Source organism: Cellulosimicrobium sp. BMG9.23, from assembly GCF_059159985.1.
In genome coordinates this window covers 351,345-370,969 of the sequence record NZ_JBZGBZ010000003.1, presented here as the reverse complement: position 1 = coordinate 370,969, position 19,625 = coordinate 351,345, and the positions used below count along the sequence as shown (strand labels likewise).

19 protein-coding genes are annotated in these 19,625 nt (G+C 73.6%); 9 read left to right on the top strand and 10 right to left on the bottom strand.

The window, feature by feature from the left end:
- Positions 1 to 10: 10 nt before the first annotated feature.
- The gene (locus tag AC4H2G_RS06085; protein ID WP_494364857.1) at positions 11 to 817 is read left to right on the top strand and encodes an SDR family NAD(P)-dependent oxidoreductase; all 807 of its coding nucleotides are present in this window, start codon (positions 11 to 13) and stop codon (positions 815 to 817) included.
- Here the strand turns inward: AC4H2G_RS06085 and AC4H2G_RS06080 are convergent.
- The 5 genes from AC4H2G_RS06080 to AC4H2G_RS06060 all read right to left on the bottom strand — a co-directional run bounded on the left by AC4H2G_RS06080 (position 808) and on the right by AC4H2G_RS06060 (position 7,269).
- The gene (locus AC4H2G_RS06080; RefSeq protein ID WP_494364856.1) at positions 808 to 1,500 is read right to left on the bottom strand and encodes a hypothetical protein; all 693 of its coding nucleotides are present in this window, start codon (positions 1,498 to 1,500) and stop codon (positions 808 to 810) included. The two genes, AC4H2G_RS06085 and AC4H2G_RS06080, sit on opposite strands and share 10 nt — an antisense overlap.
- A gap of 68 nt (positions 1,501 to 1,568) precedes the next feature.
- A complete protein-coding gene (locus AC4H2G_RS06075) occupies positions 1,569 to 2,462 on the bottom strand; it encodes an energy-coupling factor transporter transmembrane component T family protein (protein WP_494364855.1) in 894 nt (297 codons plus the stop codon).
- Positions 2,459 to 4,216 carry an ABC transporter ATP-binding protein gene (locus AC4H2G_RS06070; protein ID WP_494364854.1) on the bottom strand — a complete coding sequence of 586 codons (1,758 nt, stop codon included), beginning with the start codon at positions 4,214 to 4,216 and terminating at the stop codon, positions 2,459 to 2,461. The genes AC4H2G_RS06075 and AC4H2G_RS06070 overlap by 4 nt, the downstream gene beginning before the upstream one ends.
- Before the next feature lie 56 nt (positions 4,217 to 4,272).
- Entirely contained in the window at positions 4,273 to 5,277 is a 1,005-nt protein-coding gene (locus tag AC4H2G_RS06065; RefSeq protein WP_494364853.1) for a DUF8171 family membrane protein, read from the bottom strand.
- 63 nt (positions 5,278 to 5,340) lie between these two features.
- Positions 5,341 to 7,269, bottom strand: a complete 1,929-nt coding sequence (locus AC4H2G_RS06060) for an HAD family hydrolase (RefSeq protein WP_494364852.1) — start codon at positions 7,267 to 7,269, stop codon at positions 5,341 to 5,343.
- Positions 7,270 to 7,400: 131 nt separating this feature from the next.
- Here AC4H2G_RS06060 and AC4H2G_RS06055 point away from each other — a divergent pair, with 131 nt between their 5' ends.
- The gene (locus AC4H2G_RS06055; protein ID WP_494364851.1) at positions 7,401 to 8,417 is read left to right on the top strand and encodes a LacI family DNA-binding transcriptional regulator; all 1,017 of its coding nucleotides are present in this window, start codon (positions 7,401 to 7,403) and stop codon (positions 8,415 to 8,417) included.
- A 109-nt stretch (positions 8,418 to 8,526) separates the two neighbouring features.
- On the opposite strand, the gene AC4H2G_RS06050 is transcribed toward AC4H2G_RS06055, so the two are convergent.
- A complete protein-coding gene (locus AC4H2G_RS06050) occupies positions 8,527 to 9,378 on the bottom strand; it encodes an ABC transporter permease (protein ID WP_494364850.1) in 852 nt (283 codons plus the stop codon).
- Complete coding sequence (locus AC4H2G_RS06045; protein WP_494364849.1) at positions 9,375 to 10,574, bottom strand: ATP-binding cassette domain-containing protein; 1,200 nt, start codon at positions 10,572 to 10,574, stop codon at positions 9,375 to 9,377. The genes AC4H2G_RS06050 and AC4H2G_RS06045 overlap by 4 nt, the downstream gene beginning before the upstream one ends.
- 104 nt (positions 10,575 to 10,678) lie before the next feature.
- Between AC4H2G_RS06045 and AC4H2G_RS06040 the strand changes: the two genes are divergently transcribed.
- From AC4H2G_RS06040 to AC4H2G_RS06020, 5 genes are all read left to right on the top strand, one after another.
- Positions 10,679 to 11,539, top strand: coding sequence for a TetR/AcrR family transcriptional regulator (locus AC4H2G_RS06040; RefSeq protein WP_494364848.1), 861 nt, complete (start codon positions 10,679 to 10,681; stop codon positions 11,537 to 11,539).
- Between the two features lie 103 nt (positions 11,540 to 11,642).
- Positions 11,643 to 12,293: a DNA-3-methyladenine glycosylase I gene (locus AC4H2G_RS06035; protein WP_494364847.1), complete on the top strand. Its 651-nt coding sequence runs from the start codon at positions 11,643 to 11,645 to the stop codon at positions 12,291 to 12,293.
- 46 nt (positions 12,294 to 12,339) lie between these two features.
- Positions 12,340 to 13,791, top strand: a complete 1,452-nt coding sequence (locus tag AC4H2G_RS06030; protein WP_494364846.1) for an L-serine ammonia-lyase — start codon at positions 12,340 to 12,342, stop codon at positions 13,789 to 13,791.
- Positions 13,792 to 13,918: 127 nt separating this feature from the next.
- Positions 13,919 to 14,485, top strand: coding sequence for an AAA family ATPase (locus AC4H2G_RS06025; protein WP_494364845.1), 567 nt, complete (start codon positions 13,919 to 13,921; stop codon positions 14,483 to 14,485).
- A gap of 55 nt (positions 14,486 to 14,540) precedes the next feature.
- On the top strand, positions 14,541 to 15,185 hold the full coding sequence (locus tag AC4H2G_RS06020; protein ID WP_494364844.1) for a shikimate kinase: 645 nt from the start codon (positions 14,541 to 14,543) through the stop codon (positions 15,183 to 15,185).
- Here the strand turns inward: AC4H2G_RS06020 and AC4H2G_RS06015 are convergent.
- Entirely contained in the window at positions 15,169 to 15,786 is a 618-nt protein-coding gene (locus tag AC4H2G_RS06015; RefSeq protein ID WP_494364843.1) for a TetR/AcrR family transcriptional regulator, read from the bottom strand. The genes AC4H2G_RS06020 and AC4H2G_RS06015 overlap by 17 nt on opposite strands.
- Before the next feature lie 119 nt (positions 15,787 to 15,905).
- Between AC4H2G_RS06015 and AC4H2G_RS06010 the strand changes: the two genes are divergently transcribed.
- Both AC4H2G_RS06010 and AC4H2G_RS06005 read left to right on the top strand, forming a co-directional pair.
- Positions 15,906 to 16,328: a DoxX family protein gene (locus tag AC4H2G_RS06010; protein WP_494364842.1), complete on the top strand. Its 423-nt coding sequence runs from the start codon at positions 15,906 to 15,908 to the stop codon at positions 16,326 to 16,328.
- Between the two features lie 75 nt (positions 16,329 to 16,403).
- Entirely contained in the window at positions 16,404 to 17,051 is a 648-nt protein-coding gene (locus tag AC4H2G_RS06005) for a methyltransferase domain-containing protein (protein WP_494364970.1), read from the top strand.
- Between the two features lie 334 nt (positions 17,052 to 17,385).
- Here AC4H2G_RS06005 and AC4H2G_RS06000 read toward each other — a convergent pair whose 3' ends face one another.
- Together AC4H2G_RS06000 and AC4H2G_RS05995 are read right to left on the bottom strand one after the other, a co-directional pair.
- A complete protein-coding gene (locus tag AC4H2G_RS06000; RefSeq protein ID WP_494364841.1) occupies positions 17,386 to 19,002 on the bottom strand; it encodes an MFS transporter in 1,617 nt (538 codons plus the stop codon).
- 193 nt (positions 19,003 to 19,195) lie between these two features.
- Complete coding sequence (locus AC4H2G_RS05995; RefSeq protein WP_494364840.1) at positions 19,196 to 19,582, bottom strand: MerR family transcriptional regulator; 387 nt, start codon at positions 19,580 to 19,582, stop codon at positions 19,196 to 19,198.
- Positions 19,583 to 19,625 lie beyond the last annotated feature (43 nt).

Sequence of the window (19,625 nt, the reverse complement as noted above, 5' to 3'; positions counted from 1 at the left end):
AGTGGGCGCCGTGGCCGCCTTCGAGAGCTTCGAGAACCGCCTCGCCGTCGTGACGGGGGGCGCGTCGGGGATCGGGCGCGACGTGGTGCTCGAGCTCGTTCGTCGTGGCGCGCACGTCGCGGTCTGCGACGTCGACGGCGACCGGCTGGCGGCGACGGTGCGGCGTGCGCAGGCGGTCGGCCCGGCGGTCCGCGTGACGGGCCACGTGGTCGACGTCTCCGACGTGGACGCGGTCGGCCACTTCCGCGACGAGGTGGCGACGCAGCACGCGACCGACGCGGTCCACCTCGTGGTCAACAACGCCGGGATCGTGGGCGGGACGTCGTTCGTCACCAGCCCGCAGGCGGAGTGGGAGCGGACGTTCGACGTCTCCTGGCTCGGGACCTACCACTGCACCCGGGCGTTCCTCCCGCTGCTGCTGGCGGCCGACCAGGGCGCCGTCGTCAACATGTCGTCGGTGAGCGGGCTGTGGGCGAGCCTCGGGCCGAGGACGCCGCACAGCGCCTACTCGTCGGCGAAGTTCGCCGTGCGGGGCTTCACCGAGTCCCTGCTCGTCGACTTCCGGGCGCACGCGCCGCACCTGTCCGCCGTGCTCGTCCTGCCCGGTCACGTCCGCACCCGGATGCCGTCCCCACCGCGGACGTGGCGGCGAGCGCTCGGCTCGCTCTTCGCGGACTACCAGCCCGTCACGAGCGCGGCCGCGGCGACGGCGATCGTCGAGGCGGTGCGGCGCGGGGACTGGCGGGTGGTCATCGGTGCAGACGCCACGGCGGTGGACGAGCGCGTCCGGTCGGACCCGTGGACGGCCTACGACTGACCGCGGTCCCGGCCCCGGGATCCCCGTCGGGCCGCCGCGTACACGGGCGCGCGGAGGGCGTCCTCCCACGCGTACGTGCCCAGTCGGCGGGGTGCGTTCCGGGTCGGGTCGAACCGGACGCCGGGGTCGTCGCCGTCGCGCGTCGTCCCGGCCGGCGGCCCGTGCAGCTCGATCGCGCCGAACCGTCGCCACGGCCCGAGCGGCGACGCCTCGAGGACCTCGAGGACGGGTGTCCCCCGGGCGCGCGTGGCGCCCGGGTCCGGGCGCAGCCCGAGCACGACGGGGCCGTGCGGCGAGCGCAGCGGCATGAGCGTGGAGAAGGCGCCGTGCATCAGGCGTCGTCGCGGCGCGAGGACGTACCGCGTGACGCGCCCGCGTCCCGCGGACGAGAACAGGACGTCCTGGGGCGCACCGCCGTCGGTCCACCGGACGGCGACGCCGACGACGTCCGGCCAGCCCCGCGGCAGGCCCACCGCGAGGGACACCCGCACCAGGGCGTCCGTCCGCCCCTGCGGCACGGCGACCGCTCGGGCCTCGTCCTCGGCGACGAGGAGGGTGGCGCGCAGCAGCACGCCTCGGGGGTGGAGCGGCCGACGGCCCAGCGCACGGGCGACGACACCGGTCATCGCCGCGAGCGCCGTCCCGACCGGTCGGACGACGTGCTCCTCGATCGCTCCTGCCACGCCGTCACGGTCGCACCACCCTCACCCGCCCGCACGGTCGGCAGCGCTTCTGGCCCTCTGGCACGGCGTCACAGGAGCACGAGCACCGCCCCGACGACGGCGACGGTCGCGCCGATCAGGACCACGTCGCCCGCCGTGTACCGCAGGTGGGCCAGGCGCAGGCGGCGACCCGCGCCGTCGCGCGACGCGGACGTGAAGCCGCGCGTCTCCAGCGCCTCCACCGTGGTGCGCGTCCGCTTCGCGGTGTTGAGCACCAGCGGGTAGAACGCCTGCACGGCGATGGAGGCGCCGCGCACGACCGTGCGCCACCCGAGGAAGCCGTGGCCGCGGGGCGGAGCGCCGCGCATCCGGTGGCCGTCGACGATCGTGCGGAACTCCTCGACCAGCACGGGCACCATGCGGTACCCGTAGCTCACGGCGAACCCGAGGATGGCGGGCAGCCGCAGGGCGAGCAAGGCGTCCGAGATCTTCTCCGGGTCGAGCGACACGAACGCCGCCATGCTCACCAGCGACACGGTGCTCAGCTTGAGGAACGCCTGGGCGAGACCGACGAGGGCGCCGAGGTCGCCGTCGAGCACGAACGCCAGGACGAGCACGTAGACGAGCTCACCGACCGTCCCGAGCACGAACAGTCCGAGCAGCAGCGGCCCGATCCGCGCCGCGAGCGCGCAGCCCAGCGCGAGGACGAAGAACACGCCCAGCACGCGCAGGTCGTAGGTGAACCACGGCACGACGGCGCACACCGCGTACCAGAGCACGACGGCGCGCGGGTCGCGCCGCGCGAGGAACCCGCCGCGCGTGGCGTAGGCGACGCGCATGAGCTCGAGCACGACCCACTCGACCGACGCGCGGTCGAACCCGGTCCTGCGCCGGCCTGGCTCCCGCGCGTCGGCACCGGCCGCCGCGCCGTCGTCCGGGACCGCGAGCGCCGGTGGTGCGGTGGTGGACGGGCCGGCGGTCATGCGGGCACCTCCACGGGGGCGAGCCGACGGACCAGCTCGTCGACGGTCAGCGGCACGGGGACGACCCCCAGCGCAGCGCCCACCTGCGAGACCTGCGGCGGGACGAGGCGGGCGGCGGCCAGGACGACGGGCGACGCGAACAGGGTCGCGGGGTCCGTGTCGGCGAGCACGCGGCCCTCGTGGAGCACGACGACGCGGTCGGCCCACTCGGCGACGAGGTGCATGTCGTGCGTCGCGACCACGGTGCACCGGATGTGCGCGGACAGGGCCGCGAGCATGGCGATGACGTCGTCGCGCGAGCGCAGGTCGAGGCTCGACGTCGGCTCGTCGAGGAGCAGCAGCCGCGGCCGCATGGCCAGGGCGACGGCGAGCGCCGCGCGCCGCTGCTGCCCGCCGGACAGCAGGCGCCCGTCGCGGTCGGCGAGCGCCGTGAGCTGCACCTGCTCGAGCACGCGGTCGACGAGCTCGTCCGCGTCCGGCACGCCGCGGCCGCGCGGGTGCATCGCGACGTCGCCGCGGACCGAGTCCTGGAGGAACATCTCCTCGGGTCGCTGCACGAGGTAGCACACGGCGTCGGACAGCTCGGCCGCGGTCGTGGTGCGGGTGTCGCGGCCGTCGACGGTGATCGTGCCGCCCTGCGGCAGCGCGATCCCGGACATCAGGCTCAGCAGCGTCGACTTCCCCGCGCCGTTCGACCCGACGAGCGCGACCCGCTCACCGTCGTGCAGGGTGAGGTCGATCCCGTCGAGCACGGTGGAGCGCGGCCCGGCGACCGTCCGGTAGCCGTGGGTGACGCCGCGGAGCTCCGCGACGACGGCGACCTCGGTGCCGAGCACGGGGTCGGCCACCGGATTCGCGGTGGATCGGTGGCCCACCCCGTGCTCGGCGGTGGCTGATCCCGTGCTCGGCGAGGGTCTGCCGACGACGGACGCCAACGCGGCGGCGCACGCCGTGACCGTGAGCGGCGGAGGCCCGCCCGCGCGGACGACGGGGTCCAGCGCGCGGGCGAGCGCGACGACCTGCGGCGCGGGGATGTCGGCGGCGGCGAGGTCGTCGGTGCGAGTCATGGCCTCGGTGACGGGCAGGTGCCACCGGGGCGCGCCGTCGGCCATGAGCACGACGGACCGTGCGTACCGGGCGACGAGCTCCGCGTGGTGCTCGACGACGACGACGGTCACGCCCCGCTCGTTGAGCAGGGCGAGGTGGTCGTAGATCGCCGCCGCACGCCCGGGGTCGACCTCGGCGGCGGGCTCGTCGACGACGAGCAGGCGCGGCGCGAGCGCCATCGCGCCGGCGAGCGCCACGAGGTGCTGCTGACCGCCGGAAAGCTGCCACGTGTAGCGGTCGGCGATCGGGCCCAAGCCGAGCACGTCCAGCGCGCCGTCGGCGCGGGCCGCCCAGTCCGCGCGCCCCAGGTTGAGGGGCGCGAACGCGACGTCGTCGCGCACGGTGGGGCGCACGAGCTGGTTGCCGAAGTCCTGGAAGACGTACCCGACGTCGTCCGCGAGGTCGGCGACGGCGAGCGTCGAGGTGTCGCGCCCGAAGACGCGCACCGTCCCGGCCAGGTCGCCGTTCCAGAAGTGCGGCACGAGCCCGTTGAACGCCTTGCACAGCGTCGTCTTGCCCGAGCCGTTGCCGCCGACCACGGCCACGAAGTCGCCCGCCTCGATCCGGAGGTCGACGCCGCGCAGCGAGTCGTCAGCCGCCCCGGGGTACCGGAACGTCAGCCCCTCGACCTCGACGGCCAGCTCCACCGCTCGCTCGTCAGCCGAATCGTGGGACGACTCGTGGCCGATGGTCGGCGTGCCCATCAGCGGCCGTCGCCCGGGGTCTCGTCGCCCGCGCGAACGCCCGCGTCAGCCCGGTCGCGCCGTCGGTTCACGACGGCGGCGATCGCCACGACCACGGCCAGCCCGACGACGAGGCCCACGACGGCCGCGACCCACGGGAGGTTCTCCCCGTAGGCGTCGACGAGCTCCGCGTCGAACGAGCCGATCGTCGTGACGGCGTCCTCACGGCCCGCGTGGTCCTCCCACTGGCTCAGCACGCCCACGGCGGCTGCGGCGGCGACGCCGAGCGCCGCGACGAGCCAGAAGCTCACGCCCCACGGGCCGACGAGGCGCGGCGGGTTCTGCGGGTCGCGCGGCCGCAGCCCCATGAGCGGCTCGATCTTGCCGTAGAGGCGGGGTGCGAGCCACATCGCGGCGAGCCCGCCGAACAGCACGCCCGTGACGAGCAGCGCCCCGAGCAGCTCGAGGCTCTCCGCGACGACCACGGCACCGAGCGTGCCGCCGGACTCGTCGAGCGCGTCGGGGTCGACGCCGACCGCGACCTTGACGACGTCGATGGCCGCGGAGCTCACCTTGTCGATCGAGACGAGGGCGATCGCCGCCCAGAAGAGCTGACGCCGGTTGCGCGGGTTGCGCACGATGCAGCCGGCGACGTACGTGCCGACGAAGATCTGGAGGAAGCCCTCGATCTCGCCGAACCCGCCGAAGCTGCCGAGCAGCATGTCGGCGATCATCGCCTCGCCGATCGCGACGCCGAGCGCGACCCACAGCGGGGTGAGCAGGGCCGCGAGGACGACGGGGATGAAGGCGAAGTACGCGATCTCCACCTCGAAGGACCCGACCTCGAACGACGGGAGCATGTCCGCGACGATGTCGGCGACGCCGTACAACGTCATGGACAGCACGAGGATCATGAGCTTCTGCGAGCCGGAGATGCCGTCGGGGTCGTGCACGAGGCGGCGGACGGAGGGGCGGGCTGTCTTCGCAGGGTTCGTGGGCGAGGTGGTGGTCGGCGAGCCGGTCATGAGGGCCTTCCTCGGGTCGGGTGGTGCTCGTCGGATGCTGGTGGTCGGGCGGCGCAGGAGCGGTCAGGGGAGGACGAGGGGCAGGAGGTCGTCGATGCCGTCCACGATGAGGTCCGGGCTCGTCGCGCAGACGTCGGGCGCGACGGCGCCGGTCCCGTCGAGCGAACCGAGGGCGTCGAGCTCCGCGTCGGGCGTGGAACCGCCACGGACGAGCACGACCGTGCCCACACCGGCGCCGCGGGCCGCGGGCACGTCGCGCCCCGGCTTGTCGCCGACGAACCAGGCGCGCGCCGGGTCGGCGTCGAGCGCGACGAGCGCCGTGCGCGCCGTCGTCGGGTCGGGCTTGCGGACGCCGAGCTCGTCGGAGTAGACGTGCGCGCCGACGAGCTCGTCGAGGCCCTCGTCCACGAGCTCGTCGCGGACCGCGCGTCCGCACACCGTGTTGGACACGACCGCCACCGGGACGCCGAGGTCGCGCGCCCGCTCGAGCAGCGCGCGGACGCCCGGGCGCACGGTCGGCACCGACTTGCTCCGCGCGTACCGGACCATGAGGTCGTGGCACTCGGCGCGCAGCCAGTCGCGCATCCCGGCACGCGGGTCCTCGACCACGTCGTCGAGGCACGGTGCGACGAGGTCGACCCAGAACGTCGCGGCGTCGATCTCGGGCACCGCGGCGCCGGGCGCCGCACCGGCACCGGCACCGGCACCGGCACCGACGGAACCGCCGACGCCGTCCTCGTGCGCGGTCTTCCAGGCGCGGTGCCGGACGCGGGCCTCCTGGAGGGCCGACGCCGCGCCGTCGGTCGACACCGGGTACCCGGCGCGGGTCAGCCGCTGCGCGAGGTGCTCGGCGAAGCGCCGGCGGACGGCGTCGTCGGGCGTCGAGACGGCGATCACCCCACCGTGGTCCAGCAGGATCGCCGACGGCAGGTCGTGCCGCTCACGGGTCGTCGCCGCGGCCTCCTGCGCGGCGCCGTCCTGCGCCGCACCGCCCCACGCCGAACCCTGGGTTGTGCGTCGATCCGGGGCCTCTGCGCCGCGTAACCCGGGGTTCGGCACCGAGAGGTTCGCTGCGCGAGCCGACCCGGACGGCACGGCCTCGACGCCGTCGCGGGCGTCGGCGTCGCGGAGCAGCGGGACGAGTCCTTCGGGCGTGTCGAGGACCGCGTCGGCGGTCTCGCGGACGGGGAACGGCGGGTGGTCGGTGTGCGTGTGCCGGGTGAGCACGACCGCGGCGGCGCCCGCGCGGCGGCCTGCGACGACGTCGCGGTCCTGCGTGTCGCCGACGTACCAGCACCGGGACGCCGTGGTCCCGAGAGCGCGCGCGGCGAGCTCGATGATGCCGGGGTGCGGCTTGCGGATCCCGACCTCGTCGGAGTACACCTGCACGGCGAACCGGTCCTCGAGCCCGTGGCGTGCCAGCAGCGCGCGGTGCGCTCGCCCGCTGTGCGCGTTGGAGACGATGCCGACCGGGACACCGAGGTCGTCGGCGAGGTCCAGCAGCTCGGGGATCCCGGGCCGCACGACGTGCTCCGCGAGCGTCGCGGTCAGGAGCTCCTGCAGCGCGCCCGCGCTCCCCGCGAGGATCTCGCGCGCCGGCTCGGGCAGCGGGCCCCCGTAGAACTCGCGCCAGATGGTCCGGTGGTCGAGCTCGGTGGGCTCGAGGCGCCGGGACTGCGCGTGCTTCCAGTGCTTGAGCGCGACCTGACCGCCCTGCAGCACGGGCAGCAGCTCCTCGGCGCCGATGCGCTGGCCGCCGCGGGCCAGGACGTCCGCGACGTGCGCGGCCATCGTGGCCATGCCGTCGGGGAGCTTGCGCGTGGCGAAGACGACGCCGCCGAAGTCGAGCAGCAGGGCGGTCGGCCGGGTCGTCAGCCCCTCGGCCGACGACGCCGCCACCGCGGCCGTGCTCGCAGCCGTGCTCGCGGCCGTGCCCGGGCGTGCCGCGGGGCGATCGGTCCAGGCCGACGGGACGGGAGTGGTGAGGGTCACGACGGCGACGGTAGGGACGGCCGCCCAACCGCCGTCGTCCGGCAGGTGGCGCGACGGTGAACGGCACGGGAACTTCTGGAACGTTCCAGATCGCCGAGAAACGCACGCCATCGACGCGCGAGGATGGACCTGTGACGCTCACGACCGGCCCCCGCCGACCCACCCTGCTCGACGTCGCCGCGCACGCCGGCGTCTCCAAGTCGCTCGCGTCGCTGGCGCTGCGCGGCGACGCCGGTGTCAGCGATCGCACGCGCGAGCGGATCCTCGCGTCGGCCGACGCCCTCGGCTACCGGTCCAACACGCTCGCCCGCGCGCTCAAGCAGGGCCGCAGCATGCTGCTCGGCGTCGTGCTGTCCAGCCTGGACAACCCGTACCACACGGAGATCGTCGCGTCGGTCGAGGCCGCGGCGGAGGCTGACGGGCTGTCCGTCCTGCTCGCGCACGGCTCGCGCGACCGCGGCCATCTCGCCGGGCGGGTCCAGCAGCTCCTCGACCTCGCTGTCGACGGGCTCGTCGTGGTGTCGTCGTGGGTCGAGCCCGAGGTGCTGACGACGGCGGCCCGGCGCGCGCCCGTCGTCATGGTGGGCCGCCCGGCCGCGCCCGTGGCCGGCGTCGACCTCGTCAACAACGACGACGAGCGCGGCGCGGCCCTCGTCGTCGACCACCTCGTCGCCACCGGGCACTCGCGCATCGCGCACGTCACCGGTTCACGACGCCCGGCGGGGCTCGCGCGCCGCCGCGGCTACGAGGCGGCGATGCGCGACCACGGCCTCGGCGACGGCGTGCGCGTCGTCGAGCACGACGGCGTCGTCCCCGCGCTGGACCCGCTGCTCGCGGCGGGGTACGACGCCGTCTTCGCCCGCAACGACGTCGAGGCGTTCGACGTCCTCGACCGGGCGCACGACCTGGGGCTGCGCGTGCCGGAGGATCTCGCCGTCGTCGGCTACGACGACACCGCGCTCGCGACGCGCGCCCGCCCGAGGCTGACCAGCGTCCAGCAGCAGCGCGAGCTGATGGGCCGGCGCGCGGTCGAGCTGCTCCGCGAGCGAGCCGGCGGGCGCCGCGAGGACGTGCACGAGGTGCTCGCCCCCACGCTCGTCGTGCGCGGCTCGAGCGCCGAGGAGCCTGCGACCGGCACGGCAGGCTGACCTCGGACGCGTCCACGCTTCGGCACCGAGTGCTCGAGCTCGGCACCGCGAGCTGCCGAGCTCCGGCGGGACTGCCGACCGACGTACCCGGTGCCGAACCGTCAGCCGACTACTGCCGACGACGGCGCGCGAACACGTACGCCGCCGCGCCGAGGAACACCAGCACGATGCCGACGCACCACGCGAGGGCGAGCGCCGCCGTCGCACCGAGGTCGGTGACGGGCGCCCCGGTCGAGTCCATCCCGACGAGCAGACCGCGGATCGTCTCGATGACCGGCGTGACGGGCTGATGCTCGGCGAACCCACGCAACCACGCCGGCATGGTCTCCGGCGGCACGAACGCGCTCGACACGTACGGCAGGAACAGCATGAAGAAGCTGAACCCGCCGGCCGCCGCGGGCGAACGCACGAGCACGCCCACGAACGCCGCGACGCTCGTGATCGCCAGCACGTACGCGGCGACGATGCCGACGGCACCGACCCACTCGAGCACGTTCGCGTCGGGCCGGAACCCGATGACGAACGCCACGCCGAGCACGACCGCCGTCGTGACGAGGTTCTTCAGCACGCTTGCCACCACGTGCCCGACGAGCACCGTCGCGCTCGCGATCGGCATCGACCGGAAGCGGTCCATGATCCCGCCGGACATGTCCTGCTCGACGGCAATCGCCGTGTTCGACGCGCCGTACCCCGCGCACAGCAGGATGATCCCCGGCGTCGCGTACGTGACGTAGGCGGTGCCGACGTCCATCGCCCCGCCGAACACGTACACGAACAGGACCATGAGCATCACCGGCAGCACGAGCCCGAGGATCAGCTCGTCCGGCTCACGCCGCACGAGGCGCAGCGAGCGCGCGACCATCGTGCCCGCGTCCAGGAGCACGTGCCGCCCGGGGCGGGGCGTCGGGGCCGGGAGCCGCGCCGTCGTGCCCGACGACGCAGCAACGGTCTGGGCGGTCATGCTGCGGTCTCCTCGTGGTCGTCGTGACCGGCGCGATCGGCCGGGCGCGAGGCGCTGTCGTCGCCACCGCGCGTCCTGGCGGCGTGTCCCGTCAAGGTGAGGAACACGTCGTCGAGCGTCGGCTCGCGCACCTCCCACCGCACCGGCTCGACGCCCGTCGCCGCGACGGCGGCGAGCACGTCGCGCACGTGCGCGACCGACCCGTCGGTCGGCACCCGCAGCGTGCCGTCGCCGACTGTCCGAGCGAGCGTGGACGAGCGCCCGGAGGGCTCAGGGCGTCCGCCCGCAGAGGGCGAGACGGCAGGCTGAGCGGGCGTGGGGGCGGAGGAGGCGAAGGGCGTGGCGGGCCTGGCGGGAGCGCCGCGAGGGACGAGCGGCGCGGATGGTAGCCCGAGCCCCTCCGCCCCCATGCCCGCGGAAGTGAGCGCGGCGGGTCCGAGCGCGGCACGTGCACGTGCGGCGTCGTCCGGCGTCGCGAACGTCAGCTCGACGGCGGCGTCGCCGACGCGGCGCTTGAGCTCGGACGGTGCTCCCTCGGCCACGACGCGCCCGTCGTCGATCAGCGCGACGCGGTCGGCGAGCTGGTCGGCCTCCTCGAGGTACTGCGTCGTGAGGAACAGGCTCGTGCCGTCGGCGACGACCTGCCGCACGACCTCCCACATGGTCTGGCGGCTGCGCGGGTCGAGGCCGGTCGTCGGCTCGTCGAGGAACATGACGCGCGGTCGCGTCAGGAGCCCTGCGGCGAGGTCGAGGCGGCGGCGCATGCCGCCGGAGTACGTCGCCACGCGGCGGTCGGCGGCGCCCGCGAGGCCGAACGCGTCGAGCAGGTCGTCGACGCGGCTGCGGACTGCGCGGCGCGGCAGGTGCGCGAGGTGGCCCATCATCATGAGGTTCTCGCGGCCGGTCTGCTTCTCGTCGACCGCCGCGTACTGCCCGGTGAGGCTGATGACCTCGCGCACGCGGGCGGCGTCGTGCACGACGTCGTGGCCCGCGACCGTCGCCGTGCCGCCGTCGGGCAGCAGAAGCGTCGACAGGATGCGGACCGTCGTGGTCTTGCCGGCCCCGTTGGGACCGAGGAGCGCGACGACCTCGCCCTCGGCGAGCGTGACGTCGACCCCGTCGAGCACGGGGACGGGCTTGCGGGGGCTGCCGAAGGTCTTGCGCAGCCCGACGGCCTGGACGAGAGGCGGTGACATGGCGACTCCTGGAGCGTTGGACAGAAACTGTTTATGTCGATACCAGTTAAGCGTACGGTAGACACAGTTTCGCGACGGGTCAATGCCCGCGAGAGGATGTCCGCATGGACGACGACGCGCCGGACGAGGCGACGGTGGCTCCCGAGCCCGCGCTCTCCCCCACGCTGCAGCGCCTGTGGGGTCGCGACACGCCGCGCCGCCGCGGGCCGAAGCCCGCACTGAGCGTCGACCAGATCGCTCGCGCGGCGGTCGACCTCGCCGACGCGGAAGGGCTCGACGCCGTGTCGATGGCCCGCGTCGCCGAGTCGCTCGGCTACTCGTCGATGGCGCTGTACCGGTACGTCGCGAGCAAGGACGAGCTGCTGTCGCTCATGGCCGACGCCGCCTCCGCAGACCTCGCGCTCCCCCCGGTGGTCGAGGGCGACTGGCGTGCCGGCCTCGAAGCCTGGACGCGCGTGCAGATCGAGGGCATCATCGCCCGCCCCTGGTACCTCGAGCTGCCGCTGACGACCGTCCGCCTCGGGCCGCACCGGGTCCGCTGGATCGACCGCGCGTTCTCGGTCCTGCGCGACGTCGGCCTCACGACGGACGAGAAGTTGCAGATCATCGGCCTGCTCGCGCAGCACGTGCTCGGCGAGGGGCGCGTGATCATCGAGACCCAGCGCGCCGCGGCGGTCGCCGTCCGCCGTGAGCAGGAGCTGCCGGACGACACCCCGGAGTCCGAGCTCGACCCTGTCGCGCTCGAGCGCGCGAACCCCTACTACGACTTCGAGGCCGTCCTGCAGCACCTCGCGACCCCGGCGGAGTACCCCGACCTGTTCGCCGCGCTCGCCGCGCTGCCGCCGTCGACGTCCGACGCCCCCCGGCACGAGGACGAGTGGGAGGACGGCTTCGACTTCGGGCTGCAGATCGTGCTCGACGGCATCGAGGCGTTCGTCGAGCAGCGCACGGCACTGCGCCGCTGAGCGGTTGCGCACTGGTCGTCCACAGCCCCTGCTCGAGCCGGTTCCGTCCACAGATCCACGTCGCCGGTTCCGCGATGTCGGCGCTGCGCGGCACAGTGGGGCCATGACGACCGACACGCCCGGCACCGCCGCCCCCGAACGGACGACTCCCCTGGCGGTGCCCGACGACGCCCCGGTGCGACCTCCGTCCGGGGCCCGGTGCTTCGGCGACGGGGACCCGCTCTACGAGAGCTACCACGACACCGAGTGGGGCGTCCCGGTCCGCGGCGAGGCGGCGCTGCTCGAGCGGATCGCCCTCGAGGGTTTCCAGTCGGGCCTGTCGTGGCTGACGGTGCTCCGCAAGCGGCCCACGTTCCGCGCGGCGTTCGCGGGCTTCGACCCCGAGGTCGTCGCCGGGTTCGGCGAGGACGACGTGACGCGCCTGCTCGGCGACGCCGGCATCATCCGCAACCGCCAGAAGATCGAGGCCACGATCTCCAACGCGCGCGCCGTGCTGGCGCTGCATGCGCAGGGCGGCACGCTCGAGGAGCTGTTCTGGTCGTTCGCACCCGAGGCCCGGCCGGAGGCCGCTCGACCACGGACGTGGGCGGACGTCCCGTCCTTCTCCCCCGAGTCCGTCGCCCTGGCGAAGGCGTTCAAGAAGCTCGGCTTTCGGTTCATCGGGCCGACGACGGCGTACGCCGCGATGCAGGCGTGCGGCCTCGTCGACGACCATCTCGTGACGTGCCCGGTCGTGCTCGCGCGCACTCCGTGACCTCCCGACTTGTCCGCATCATGAGACGAGGTGCGACGATGGACGCATGAGTTCCTACGTGTCCGTGCTGGACCTGTTCTCGATCGGCGTGGGCCCGTCGAGCTCGCACACTGTGGGTCCGATGCGCGCGGCCCGCGCCTTCGCGCAGTCCCTCGCCGAGGCCGGCGCGCTCGATGAGGTCGCGGGCGTGCGCGTGGTGCTGTGCGGGTCCCTGGGCGCGACGGGTGTGGGGCACGGGACGCCCGACGCGGTGGTCGCCGGGCTCATCGGCCTCGACCCGGAGACGTGCGACCCGGACCGGGTGCCGGGCGGGTGGGAGAAGCTCGGTGACGGCGCGAGGCTCTCGCTCCTCGGTCGCCACGACGTGACGGTGCGCCAGGAGAATGTGCGGCTCGCCCCGCTGACGCGGATGCCGGGGCACCCGAACGGGATGCGGTTCACCGCGCTGTCCGCCGCAGGCGACATCCTCGCCGAGGAGGCGTACTACTCGGTGGGCGGCGGGTTCGTCCTCACGGCGGCAGAGCTCGCGGCCGCGTCGGCGAACGAGGCGGCCCAGATCGGGGCGGAGCTCTCGGGCGAGCCGGTCGACCGGGCGACCGAGCCGGCCGACGTGCCGTACCCCTTTGCGAACGCCGCCGAGCTGCTCGCGACGTGCGCCGCGCACGCGACGACGATCGCCGCCATCGCGTGGGAGAACGAGACGTCGCTGCGCCCTGCCGAGGAGGTCGGGGCCGGGATCGACCGGATCTGGGACGCGATGAGCGCGTGCGTGGACGCCGGCCTGGACCGCCAGGGCGTGCTGCCCGGCCGGCTGGGGGTGCGACGTCGGGCACGGGCGCAGCGGGAGCGGCTCGAGGGCCAGGAACGGGACGGGTCGAGCGCGGTCGACCACTCGATCGAGTGGCTGCAGGCCTACGCGATGGCGGTGAACGAGGAGAACGCCGACGGTCGCCGCGTCGTGACCGCCCCGACGAACGGCGCGGCGGGGATCATCCCCGCGGTGGGGCGCCACTTCCTGCGGACCCACGCGGACCTGGCCGCGGACGGCGAGCGGCGCCGTCGGGCGATGCGGACCTACCTGCTCACGGCGGCCGCCATCGGCGCGCTGTACAAGCGCAACGCGTCCATCTCGGGCGCGGAGGCCGGGTGCCAGGGCGAGGTCGGGTCTGCGTGCTCGATGGCCGCGGGAGCGCTGTGCGCCGTGCTGGGCGGCACGCCCGCTCAGGTCGAGAACGCGGCGGAGATCGCGATGGAGCACAACCTGGGCCTGACGTGCGACCCGGTCGGCGGGCTCGTGCAGGTGCCGTGCATCGAGCGCAACGCGATCGCGGCGTGCACGGCCGTGTCCGCGGCCCGGCTCGCGCTCCAGGGCGACGGCTCGCACGTCGTGTCGCTCGACACGGTCATCGAGACGATGCGCCAGACCGGCGTGGACATGTCGACGAAGTACAAGGAGACGTCGACGGGTGGCCTGGCGGTCAACGTCATCGAGTGCTGAGCCGGAGCGCAGCGAAGCAAGCGAAGGCTTCAGCACGACCAGCAGATCGAGTGCTGAGCACGAGTGCTGAGCCGAAGCGCAGCGAAAACCCTCGCTCGGGGTGAGATCCGCGGCGTACGGTCCGGACATGACGTCGCTGCCCGTGCCGAGCACTGCCACGTCTTCAGCGGCCCTGGCACCGGTCGTCGTGGTCACGGGCGCGATGGCCTCCGGGAAGTCGACCGTCGCCGACGCGCTGGCCCGCTCCTTCCCGCTCGCGGCGCACGTGCGAGGCGACGTCTTCCGACGCTTCGTCGTGAGCGGTCAAGCGTCCATGGACCCGCCGCTCTCGGCCGACGCACGAGCCCAGCTCGACCTGCGGCACCGTCTCGCGGCGCGAACCGCGGACACCTACGCGGCGGCCGGGATCACCGCGGTGGTCCAGGACATCCTGCTCGGGCCGGACCTGGAGCGATTCGCGGCGACCGTCCGGACCCGGCCGTGCTACGGCGTCGTGCTGACGCCCGACGCCGCGACGCTGGCGGCGCGCGACGCCGCCCGGCACAAACAGGGGTACGGGGCCTGGACACCCGAGGAGTTCGCTGTCGCGGCCCGGGAGACTCCCGGGGGCCTGCACCTCGACACCACCGGGTGGACCGTCGCCGAGACGGTGCGCTGCATCCTCGACCGCCTGGACGAGGCACGCGTCGCCTGATCCCGGCGTGCCGTGCACAGCGAGGTGCCAACGCCGCCGTGAGAGCATCGCGGGCGTGCTCGCCGTCCCCCGCCTCGTCCTGATCGGCCCGCCCGCCGCGGGCAAGTCGACGCTCGGCGCCCTCGTGGCCGCACGGGTCGGCGCGCCGTTCGTCGACCTGGACGCGGTCGGCGACCGCTACTACGGCGAGGTCGGCTGGAGCGTCGAGCGCCTCGTCGAGCGCGTCGCGGTGGTCGGTCGGGTCGCGGCGGAGCGCGAGTGGGAGCCGGCGAGAGCGCACGCGGTCCGGCGGGTGGTGGCCGAGAGCCCCGGTGCCGTCGTCGCGCTCGGCGCCGGGCACACCGCGTACACCGCTGACGAGCACCTGTCCGCGGTCCGCGCCGCACTGGCCCGCGTCCCCCACGTCGTTCTCGTCCTGCCCGCTGCCGACCGCGACGCGGCGCTGGCCGAGCTACGACGTCGGTCCCTCGCGAGCAAGGGCACCGACTGGGTCCGGGACGGCCACGACCTCCTCGCCGGCTGGCTCGACGACGCAGGCACGCGGGCGGCGCTCGCCACCACGGTCCTGGTCACGGGTGCGGATCTCCCGGATACCGCGGCCGCCCGGCTCGCGGCGCTGGTCGACGGCGATCCACCGAACCCGGGCGGTCCACCCTGCGAACAAGCGATCCTCGACCGTCGTCTCAGGCGTCGCTGCTGACGAAGACGGCTCGCAGCAGGCCGGACAGGTGATCCACGTACTTCTCGGTGGGCCAGCCGCGGTCGATCATCAGGTTGTCCATGAGGTCGTGGGACATGAGCGCCCACAGCATGTCGGTGGCATCGTCGACCGTCCACGACGGCTTCAGCAAGCGTTCGCGATGCAGCGCCTCGATCAGGTGGCTGCAGAGCCGGCGTTGGTTGGCGGCGACCACCTCCCAGTGGGCGGCGAAGTCGGGGTCGCTGCGTCGTTGCCGTTGTATGGCTACCGCGACTGGCCGGACCCGTTGACGGAGCCTGCCGAGATAGGCAGCGAACTCGTCCAGCGCAGTGACGGGATCCGGCGCGCTCAGCACCGGACGAACGGAATCGGCCAGTCCCTCGACCTCGGCAACGTGGTCGTACAGCGCTAGCAGCAGATCCGCACGGGTCGGGAAGTGGAGGTAGACCGTCCGCCTCGTCACCCCGGCCCGTCTGGCTGTGGCGTCCATCGTCAGCGCCTCCGGGCCGAGCTCTTCCAGCAGCGCACGTGCGGCGGTGAGCAGGGCGGCGCGCGTGCGCCGGCTCCGTGCGTTGGCGGGGACCGCGATCGATCCGCTCATCGCAACCTCCTTCGATGTGGCGGACGTCACTTGCGACGAACTATACACAGAGAGTACTTTTACAAAGTACACATCCCGTATAGTTCCCCGCCGCCTGTCACTCCCGGAGGACCTCTGCCATGGCCGTGAACGACATCGACACCACACCGCTCACCCGTCGCCCGGCGGTCAACGTCACGCTCTGGATCACGCAAGCGCTGCTGGCCGCGCACTTTGCCTTCGGTGGCCTGACCAAGCTCGCCGCGCAGCCCGAGGTCGTCGCGACCTTCGAGACCATCGGCTTCGGCCAGTGGTTGCGGATCCTCACCGGCGTGATCGAACTGGCCGGAGCCATCGGGCTGCTGATCCCTCGGCTGTCCGGGCTAGCAGCCGTCGGACTCATCGGTGTCCTGACCGGTGCGACAGTCACCCACCTGTTCCTGCTGCCCGGAACGGAGGTGGTCGCGATCTTCACCACCGTAGAGGCGATCGTGCTCGCGCTGGTCGCCTGGGGACGGTGGCCGCTGACCAGAGGTCTCCTCGGCAGGGTCTCTCCTCGATAGCCGCACGCACGCCGTCGACGGCACCGCCTACCGCGGCAGACTGCCGAGACCGACCCTGAAGCCGTCACCCGCGCGATCGTCGCCACGGCTGGTAGCCAGCAGCACGAACTAGCGGCGCGACAGCAGCGGCAACTGCAGAACCGACGGCTTCTCGGGCCGCGTCCTGCGCGTCCGGGGTCGCTATGGGCGGCTGCAGGCTTGGACCTGCACCTGGGAGATGCGGCGGCTACAGGCCTTTCCGCTGCCCGCGCCGACGTGGTGTTCGCCCGAGCCCTGGTGCACCACGTCGCGGACCTGCCCGCGGTCGTCTGCGAGGCACACCGACTGCTGCGCGAGGGAGGCCGCTACCTGATCCAGGACCGGACGATGGCAGACGTCGACCAACCGGGGAACGAGCGCCACCCGCGGGGCTGGCTGTTCGACGTCTTTCCCCGCCTACGACAGGTCGAAGCCGCACGCCGTCCCGACGAAGCCGGTCTCCGAGGCGCGCTCAGCGCTGCCGGGTTCGATGCCCTCAGCGTCCATACGCTGTGGGAAGTTCGACGCAGGTACGACGACAGGGAGGCCTACCTCGCCGAGATCGCCACCAGGACCGGTCGCTCGATCCTGCACGAGCTGGACGACGACGAGCTCTCGCACCTCGTCTCAGAGCTACGCCGGCGACTGCCGGCCGGGCCGGTGCTCGAGCGCGACCGCTGGACGTTGTGGTGCGCCGCTCGCTGACGTCGTCCAGAGCAGCTCGGCAGGCAATTCCAGCACAAGATTCGGCGAGGCCTGTCGTTGACCAACGGCGGGTTGTGCGCAGCGTTGCGCCGGCCTGTGATGCTCCGACCGCGGCGAGGGACGTCATGACCAGCAGTAAACCTCCGGGGACGAGCCGCGGGCCCACCGTCGGACAAGGCGATAGCCCACGATCGCGATGGTCAGGGCGACCTCTTGGGCGCCACCGTGCGTGAGCGCCGTGAGCGAGCCCATCGGACTGGTTCGGTAGTCGTCACCGTCTCCTCTCGTCGTGGCCTGTCGTGGATGTCGCGCCGTCGGGCGACGCGCAGCGCGGTCATACGCGGACCGTCACGGTCTCCTCACCCTCGCCGACGCTCGTGGCCGGCACGACCTCGGCGGGCACGGCGACGTCCGCCGGCCCGTCGGGCGTCGCGCCCGCGCTGCGGCGCAGGACCACCCCGGCGAGCACCGCCACCGCGACGACGAGGGCCGCACCGGTCCACGCCGCGGCGGTGAAGCCGTCGGCGAAGGCGCTGGTCGCCGACGCGACGAGCGCCTCGCCCGCGCCGGCGGGCGCGTCCTGCGCGGCCGTGAGCGCGCCCGCGAGGGTTTCGCGCGCGGCGTCGGCGGCCTGCGGGTCGAGGCCGGGGACGGCGTCGACCATCCCGATCCGGTACAGCGCGGCGCCGACGCTCCCGAGCACCGCGAGGCCGAGGCCGACGCCGAGCTCGGTGCTCGTCTCGCTGAGCGCGGACGCGGCACCGGACTTCTCCGCCGGCGCGGCGCCGACGACGATCTCCGTGCCCAGCGCGATGACCGGTCCGCCACCGGCGTACACGAGGACGAACCCCACGACCACGAGGGCGAGCCCGCCGGTGGGCGGGACCTGGGCGAGCACGAGGTAGCCGACGGCAGAGAGCGCGAGGGACGCGGTCACGACCACGCCGGGCCGTACGTGGCGGACCACGAGCGGCGCAGCGAGCGACGTCGCGACGAGCACCCCCGCCGCGGGGAGCAGCCACAGCCCCGCCTCGAGCGGCGACAGGCCGATCACGAGCTGCAGGTACTGGGTGATGAACAGGTAGATGCCGCCGACGGCGCCCGTGCTGACGAGCAGCACGACGAGCGCGACCCGCAGTCGACGGCTGCGGAACAGCGCGAGGTCGAGGATCGGCGCCTCGACGCGCGCCTGTCGTCGGACGAACCCCGTCCCGAGCACGAGGCCCGCCGCCAGGGCGGTGAGGGGCAGGACGGCCATACCGTGCGTGGCGAGCTCCTTGATGCCGAGGACCAGGGCGAGCATGGCGCCGACGGCGAGCACGACGCTCGCGAGGTCGAGCCGGCCGGCGGCCGGGTCGCGGTACTCGGGCAGCAGGAGCGGACCGGTCACGAGCAGGAGCGCCATGATCGGCACGCCGAGGAGGAACACCGAGCCCCACCAGAACTGCTCGAGCATCAGACCGCCGACCACGGGACCGATCGCGATCCCCGCGGAGAACATCGCGGCCCAGATCCCGATGGCCAGGCCCCGCTGGCGCAGGTCCGTGAACATCGTGCTGATCAGCGCGAGCGTGGAGGGCATGAGCGTGGCACCGGCGACGCCGAGCAGCGCGCGGCTCGCGATGAGCATCTCGGCGCTCGTCGACCAGGCCGCGGCAGCCGATGCGGCACCGAACGCGGCCGCCCCGACCAGGAGCAGCCGGCGGCGACCGATGCGGTCGCCGAGCGTGCCCATGGTGACGAGGAATCCGGCGATCATGAAGCCGTAGACGTCCAGGATCCACAGCAGCTGCGTGCTCGACGGCTGCAGGTCCGCGGCGAGGTGAGGCACAGCCAGGTGCAGCACGGTGATGTCGAGGGAGAGCAGGAGGGTCGGGAGGGCGAGGACGGCGAGGCCGAGCCACTGACGCGGGCCCGCCGTCGGGGCGCTGCTCCCGGGTGTCGAGGACATGCCACCATCGTTCGGGAAGCATGGTTCGTGACGGAAGTACGCACTTTCAAGTGCGGTACTCACCTGGAGGAAAGCATGGAGGAATGGGCCTGACCCCAGATCTCGGAACCGCTGGATCCGCCGCGAGGCCGGAAGCCAGAATCGGGTCCACCATGACCTGGGAGCGCCCCTGCGCGGGTGTCCGACTCACAGATCACCGCCCGACGAGGGTCGGGCAGCTCTCGTCATCCGTCCGCTCGGCGACCGCGATGTAGTGGACGAGCGCGGCGCGAGACCTGTCGAGCCTGGCGGCCTGGTCCTCCAACCGCTGGAGCCGTGACCGCATCGCGGCCAGCAGCTCGGGACACCCCTGCAGCTCCGGTTCCTCGCCGACGGCGCAAGGCAGCACGTACGCGATGTCCTCGGACGACAGACCCGCACCGAGGAGGTGGCGGATCTGCGTCACCCGGAGCACGGCGTCCTCGCCGTAGTCGCGGTAGCCGTTCGCGCTGCGCCCGGCGACCAGCAGGCCCCGAGACCCGTAGTAGCGCAGCTGGTGGGCGCGAACGCCCGTCCGTCGACTCAGCTCTCCGATCCGCATGCCGCTCCCCCTTGACCTTCACACCGGTACGAACGTCGACGAT

What these genes read in the sequence shown, in the direction of transcription:
- AC4H2G_RS06075 (WP_494364855.1), bottom strand. Translation starts at nt 2,462, where the DNA reads ATGACCGCCGGCCCGTCCACCACCGCACCACCGGCGCTCGCGGTCCCG.
- AC4H2G_RS06065 (WP_494364853.1), bottom strand. Translation starts at nt 5,277, where the DNA reads ATGACCGGCTCGCCGACCACCACCTCGCCCACGAACCCTGCGAAGACA.
- AC4H2G_RS06050 (WP_494364850.1), bottom strand. Translation starts at nt 9,378, where the DNA reads ATGACCGCCCAGACCGTTGCTGCGTCGTCGGGCACGACGGCGCGGCTC.
- AC4H2G_RS06045 (WP_494364849.1), bottom strand. Translation starts at nt 10,574, where the DNA reads ATGTCACCGCCTCTCGTCCAGGCCGTCGGGCTGCGCAAGACCTTCGGC.
- AC4H2G_RS06040 (WP_494364848.1), top strand. Translation starts at nt 10,679, where the DNA reads ATGGACGACGACGCGCCGGACGAGGCGACGGTGGCTCCCGAGCCCGCG.
- AC4H2G_RS06035 (WP_494364847.1), top strand. Translation starts at nt 11,643, where the DNA reads ATGACGACCGACACGCCCGGCACCGCCGCCCCCGAACGGACGACTCCC.
- AC4H2G_RS06030 (WP_494364846.1), top strand. Translation starts at nt 12,340, where the DNA reads ATGAGTTCCTACGTGTCCGTGCTGGACCTGTTCTCGATCGGCGTGGGC.
- AC4H2G_RS06025 (WP_494364845.1), top strand. Translation starts at nt 13,919, where the DNA reads ATGACGTCGCTGCCCGTGCCGAGCACTGCCACGTCTTCAGCGGCCCTG.
- AC4H2G_RS06015 (WP_494364843.1), bottom strand. Translation starts at nt 15,786, where the DNA reads ATGAGCGGATCGATCGCGGTCCCCGCCAACGCACGGAGCCGGCGCACG.
- AC4H2G_RS06010 (WP_494364842.1), top strand. Translation starts at nt 15,906, where the DNA reads ATGGCCGTGAACGACATCGACACCACACCGCTCACCCGTCGCCCGGCG.
- AC4H2G_RS06000 (WP_494364841.1), bottom strand. Translation starts at nt 19,002, where the DNA reads ATGTCCTCGACACCCGGGAGCAGCGCCCCGACGGCGGGCCCGCGTCAG.
- AC4H2G_RS05995 (WP_494364840.1), bottom strand. Translation starts at nt 19,582, where the DNA reads ATGCGGATCGGAGAGCTGAGTCGACGGACGGGCGTTCGCGCCCACCAG.